General features: G+C 71.7%; 5 protein-coding genes. 2 read left to right on the forward strand and 3 right to left on the reverse strand.

Going from position 1 to position 4112, the window contains the following annotated elements; all coding sequences use genetic code 11:
- A partial coding sequence (locus tag AB7U92_RS22970) for a GGDEF domain-containing protein (protein ID WP_428582474.1) occupies positions 1-908 on the forward strand: 908 nt, incomplete at its 5' end.
- Between the two features lie 16 nt (positions 909-924).
- On the opposite strand, the gene AB7U92_RS22975 is transcribed toward AB7U92_RS22970, so the two are convergent.
- Positions 925-1413, reverse strand: coding sequence for a hypothetical protein (locus AB7U92_RS22975; protein ID WP_428582476.1), 489 nt, complete (start codon positions 1411-1413; stop codon positions 925-927).
- A gap of 92 nt (positions 1414-1505) precedes the next feature.
- Here AB7U92_RS22975 and AB7U92_RS22980 point away from each other — a divergent pair, with 92 nt between their 5' ends.
- Positions 1506-2111, forward strand: coding sequence for a Crp/Fnr family transcriptional regulator (locus tag AB7U92_RS22980; protein ID WP_428582478.1), 606 nt, complete (start codon positions 1506-1508; stop codon positions 2109-2111).
- Here AB7U92_RS22980 and garD read toward each other — a convergent pair.
- Together garD and AB7U92_RS22990 are read right to left on the reverse strand one after the other, a co-directional pair.
- On the reverse strand, positions 2089-3618 hold the full coding sequence (gene garD / locus AB7U92_RS22985) for a galactarate dehydratase (RefSeq protein ID WP_428582480.1): 1530 nt from the start codon (positions 3616-3618) through the stop codon (positions 2089-2091). The two genes, AB7U92_RS22980 and garD, sit on opposite strands and share 23 nt — an antisense overlap.
- Before the next feature lie 31 nt (positions 3619-3649).
- A partial coding sequence (locus tag AB7U92_RS22990; RefSeq protein WP_428582482.1) for a tripartite tricarboxylate transporter substrate-binding protein occupies positions 3650-4112 on the reverse strand: 463 nt, incomplete at its 5' end.

The following is a 4112-nucleotide window of genomic DNA, read 5'->3' on the forward strand; positions in this document are numbered from 1 at the left end:
CGGGCCGCTGGCCGCTGCTGGTGGGCTTTGCACTGGCCTACGCCGCCGTGCATGCGCTGGTGTTCGAGTGGCGCGGGCTGGACGGCCGGCGCGTGCTGCACAACCTCACGCTGGCCCTGCTGTTCGGCGCCCTCGCGCTGGCCGCCCTGCGGTCCCGCGGGCACGAGAACCGCGCGCTGCGCGCGCCGCTGGCCATGCTGGCCGTGATGATGGGCTCGCTCGCGATGCTGGGCCTGGCGCGTGCGCTGGCAATGCTGGTCATGGACACCGGCTCGTTCTACCAGGGCGCGCTGGCCCAGATCTACTACGGCTATGCCTCGCTGGCCGCAGTGATGCTCGGGCTGAACCTGGTGTGGCTGGTGTTCTCGCGGCTGACCACGCAGCTCGCCGAACTCGCCGCGCGCGACCCGCTCACCCGGCTGCTCAACCGCAACGGACTCGACGAAGTGATGGCGCGCCACTTCGCCGCGCGCGAGACGCGGCCGGTGACGCTGCTGCAGGTCGACATCGACCACTTCAAGCGCATCAACGACAGCCACGGCCACGCCGCCGGCGACCGCGTGCTGCGCGAGGTGGCCTCGGCCCTGGCTGCCAGCGTGCGCGCCAGCGACTTCATCGCCCGCACCGGCGGCGAGGAGTTCCTGGTCGGCTGCGTGGCGGCCGACGACGGCGTGGCCCGGGCGCTGGCCGAGCGGCTGCTGGCCGCCGTGCGCAAGCTCGACATCCGTGTGCCCGGCGCCAAGGTGCCGCTGCACTGCACGGTCAGCATCGGCATTTCGGGCCGCTGCGCTCAGAAGGCCGACTGGGAACGCTGCTGGGCCGAGGCCGACCGTGCTCTCTACGCCGCCAAGGCGGCGGGGCGGGATCGCGTGGTCGCGGCTTCGGCGCTGCGCGCGGACGTGCGCTGAGGGCGGCGCGGCCGGGCTACTTCAGGCGGAAGCCCGCGTGGCAGGCCACGCAGGTCTGGTTGACGCGTGCCAGCGCGGCCAGAGCGCCGCGCAGATCGCCGCTGACCGAGGCGTCCTTGGCCACCGTGGCGAACTGGCTGGCGCTGCGGTGCATGGCGGTGCCTGCCTCCTGCATCTCGCGGGGCATGAACTTCGCCACGTCGTGGGCACCGTGCGACTGCAGCGACGACATGCCCAGGCGACGCTCGGCGAGTTCGGCGGCGCGGTCGTAGTCCGCCTTCGACAGCGCCTGCTGGATCTCGCCCAGGGCGTGCAGGTGGTCGCGCATGTTCGCGAGCGTGTGCGAGCGCAGGGGCTCCGGGAAGTCCACCGGCACACGGCGATCCGCGAGCGCCTGCTGCGCATCGGCGTGGTGGTGCGCTGCGCCGTCGTGGCCCGACGGCGTGGCGCAGGCAGCGACGGCGAACGCGACGATGAGCAGAGCGCTGGACAGGCGGTGGTGCATGGGCTGGTCTCCTGGAGGTCGGCATGTTGCCGGCAGCGTCGCTGTGCCGCATATGATCGAAGTCATATGCAATTGCACGACAGCGTGCCGCCATGAACGGTGTGGCACCACCGGGTCTGGTCGAGTCGCTCGCCAGCCGACGGGCCTATGTCAAGGGCGACGAGATCTTTCGCGCCAATGCCGAGGCTCGCCATGTGTTCTACCTCGTGCGTGGCAGGGTGGTGTTGCGGCGCTATGGGCGAGGCGGCGAGGACGTCGTCATCCACGCCGCCCAGGCCGGCGAGTTCTTCGCCGAAGCGTCGCTGCACAGCGGGCGCTACCACTGCACGGCCATGGCGGCCACCGACGTCGAGGTCGCGTGCCTGGATGCCAGCGCGCTGGCGAGCAAGCTGCGCTCGGACCCGGACTTCGCCATGGCGTGGCTTGCCATCGTGTCGCGGCAGCTGCGCGGTGCGCGGGCGCGCATCGAGCGCTTGTCGCTGCGCAACGCCGCCGATCGCGTTCGCCACCTGCTGATCACCGAGGCGCAGGGGGACCGCCCGAGCTACGCGTTGCGCGGTACCTTGCGAGAGCTGGCCGGCGAACTGGGCCTGACCCACGAGACCCTGTACCGCACGCTCGCCGCCATGGAGCGCGACGGCACGCTGATGCGCCGCGACGGCATGCTCGTCCTGCTCAGGTCACCGGCGCTGGGTTGAACAGCACCAGCGCGTTGTGCAGCCGGTGCCGCTCGGCCCAGGTGCGCTCGCCGCTGGCCGTGGCCAGCAGGCGGTGGAAGAGTTCCCAGCCCATGTCCTCGATCGTGCTCTCGCCGCTGGCGATGCGGCCGGCGTCGACGTCCATCAGGTCGTGCCAGCGGCGCGCCAGTTCGCTGCGCGTGGCCACCTTGACCACTGGGCACTCGGCCAGCCCGTAAGGCGTGCCGCGGCCGGTGGTGAAGACGTGCAGGTTCATGCCGGCGGCCAGCTGCAGCGTGCCGCAGATGAAGTCGCTGGCCGGCGTGGCGGCGTAGATCAGGCCGCGCTGGCCGGGCGCGAGCTTCTCGCCCGGCGCCAGCACGCCGCTGATCGGCGCCGTGCCGCTCTTGACGATCGAGCCCATCGCCTTCTCGACGATGTTGGACAGGCCGCCGGCCTTGTTGCCGGGCGTGGTGTTGGCGCTGCGGTCGACGCGGCCGCGCTGCAGGTAGGCGTCGTACCAGGCCATCTCGCGCACCATCGAGCGCGCCACCTCGGGCGTGGCAGCGCGCGCGGTGAGCTGGTCGATCGCGTCGCGCACCTCGGTGACCTCGCTGAACATCACGGTGGCGCCGGCGCGCACCAGCAGATCGCTCATGAAGCCCACCGCCGGGTTGGCGGTGACGCCGGAGAAGGCATCGCTGCCCCCGCACTGCACGCCCACCACCAGCGCCGAGGCCGGCACGGTCTCGCGCCGACGCCGGTTCAGCCGCTCGAGGTGCACGCGCGCCTGGCGCAGGATGGCGTCGATCATCGCACCGAAGCCGACGTGCGCCTCGTCCTGCAGACAGACGACGTCGAGCGCGGGATCGGTGCCTTCGGTGCCGATCGCGATCGTTCCGGGCGGCAGCAGGCGGTCCGGCTGCAGCTTCTCGCAACCCAGGCTCACCACCATCAGCTCGCCGCCGAAATTGGGGTTCAGGCTGATGTGGCGCAGCGTGCGGATCGGGATCGCGGCATCCGGCGCGTCGATCGCCACGCCGCAGCCGTAGCCGTGCTCCAGGCCGACCACGTCGTCGACGTAGGGGAAGAGCGGCAGCAGCTCGCGGCGGATGCGCTGCACCGCATGCTCAACCACGCCGGCCACGCACTGCACGGTGGTGGTGATGGCCAGCAGGTTGCGCGTGGCCACCGAGCCGTCGGCGTTGCGGAAGCCCTGGAAGGTGTAGCCGTCGAGCGGTTCCAGGGGCACGCGCGGTGCGCTGGCCACCGGCAGCGCGTCGAGCCCGCGCGCCTCGGGCATTTGCAGCAGCTTCTCGTGCACCCAGCGGCCGGCTGCGATCGGTGCGAGCGCGAAGCCGATCGCCACGTCGTAGCGGCGCACCGCGCCGCCCTCGGGGATGTCGACGAGCGCCACCTTGTGGCCCTGTGGCACGCGCTCGGCCAGCACCAGGCCGCCGGGCAGCACCGTGCCGGCCGGCAGCCCGCCGTCGTTGGCGACGATCGCGACGTTGTCGCGATCGTTCATGCGGATGATGCGCGGTACCGTGCCCACGTCGTCATTCGGCCTTCAGCTTGCCGTCCTTGACCACCTTCTGCCACTTCGCCAGCTCGTTGCGGCCGAAGGCGGCGAACTGCTCGGGCGTGTTGGGCACGTGGTCCAGGCCGAGCCCGTCGAGCTTGGCCTTCATCTCCGGCGTGGCGAAGATCTTCGCGATCTCGGCGTTCATGCGCTGCACCACCGCGGCGGGCGTGCCGGCCGGCGCGTAGAAGGCCTGCCAGCTCGCCACGTCGAATCCGGCGATGCCGGCCTCCTGCAGCGTCGGCACCTCGGGCAGCACCTTGCTGCGCTGTGCCGAGGTCACCGCCAGTGCGCGCACCTTGCCCGACTGCACATGCGGCAGCGCGACGGTGGCGGTCTCGAAGCTCATCGGGATCTGGCCGCCGATCACGTCCTGCACCGCGGGCGCGCTGCCCTTGTAGGGCACGTGCGTCAGCGGCGCGCCGGCCAGCTGCTTGAAC

Source organism: Piscinibacter sp., assembly GCF_050175855.1.
Taxonomy (GTDB): domain Bacteria; phylum Pseudomonadota; class Gammaproteobacteria; order Burkholderiales; family Burkholderiaceae_C; genus Piscinibacter.

Excerpts from the sequence above, each read along its gene's own strand:
- AB7U92_RS22975 (WP_428582476.1), bottom strand. The coding sequence starts at position 1,413 with ATGCACCACCGCCTGTCCAGCGCTCTGCTCATCGTCGCGTTCGCCGTC.
- AB7U92_RS22980 (WP_428582478.1), top strand. The coding sequence starts at position 1,506 with ATGAACGGTGTGGCACCACCGGGTCTGGTCGAGTCGCTCGCCAGCCGA.
- garD (WP_428582480.1), bottom strand. The coding sequence starts at position 3,618 with ATGAACGATCGCGACAACGTCGCGATCGTCGCCAACGACGGCGGGCTG.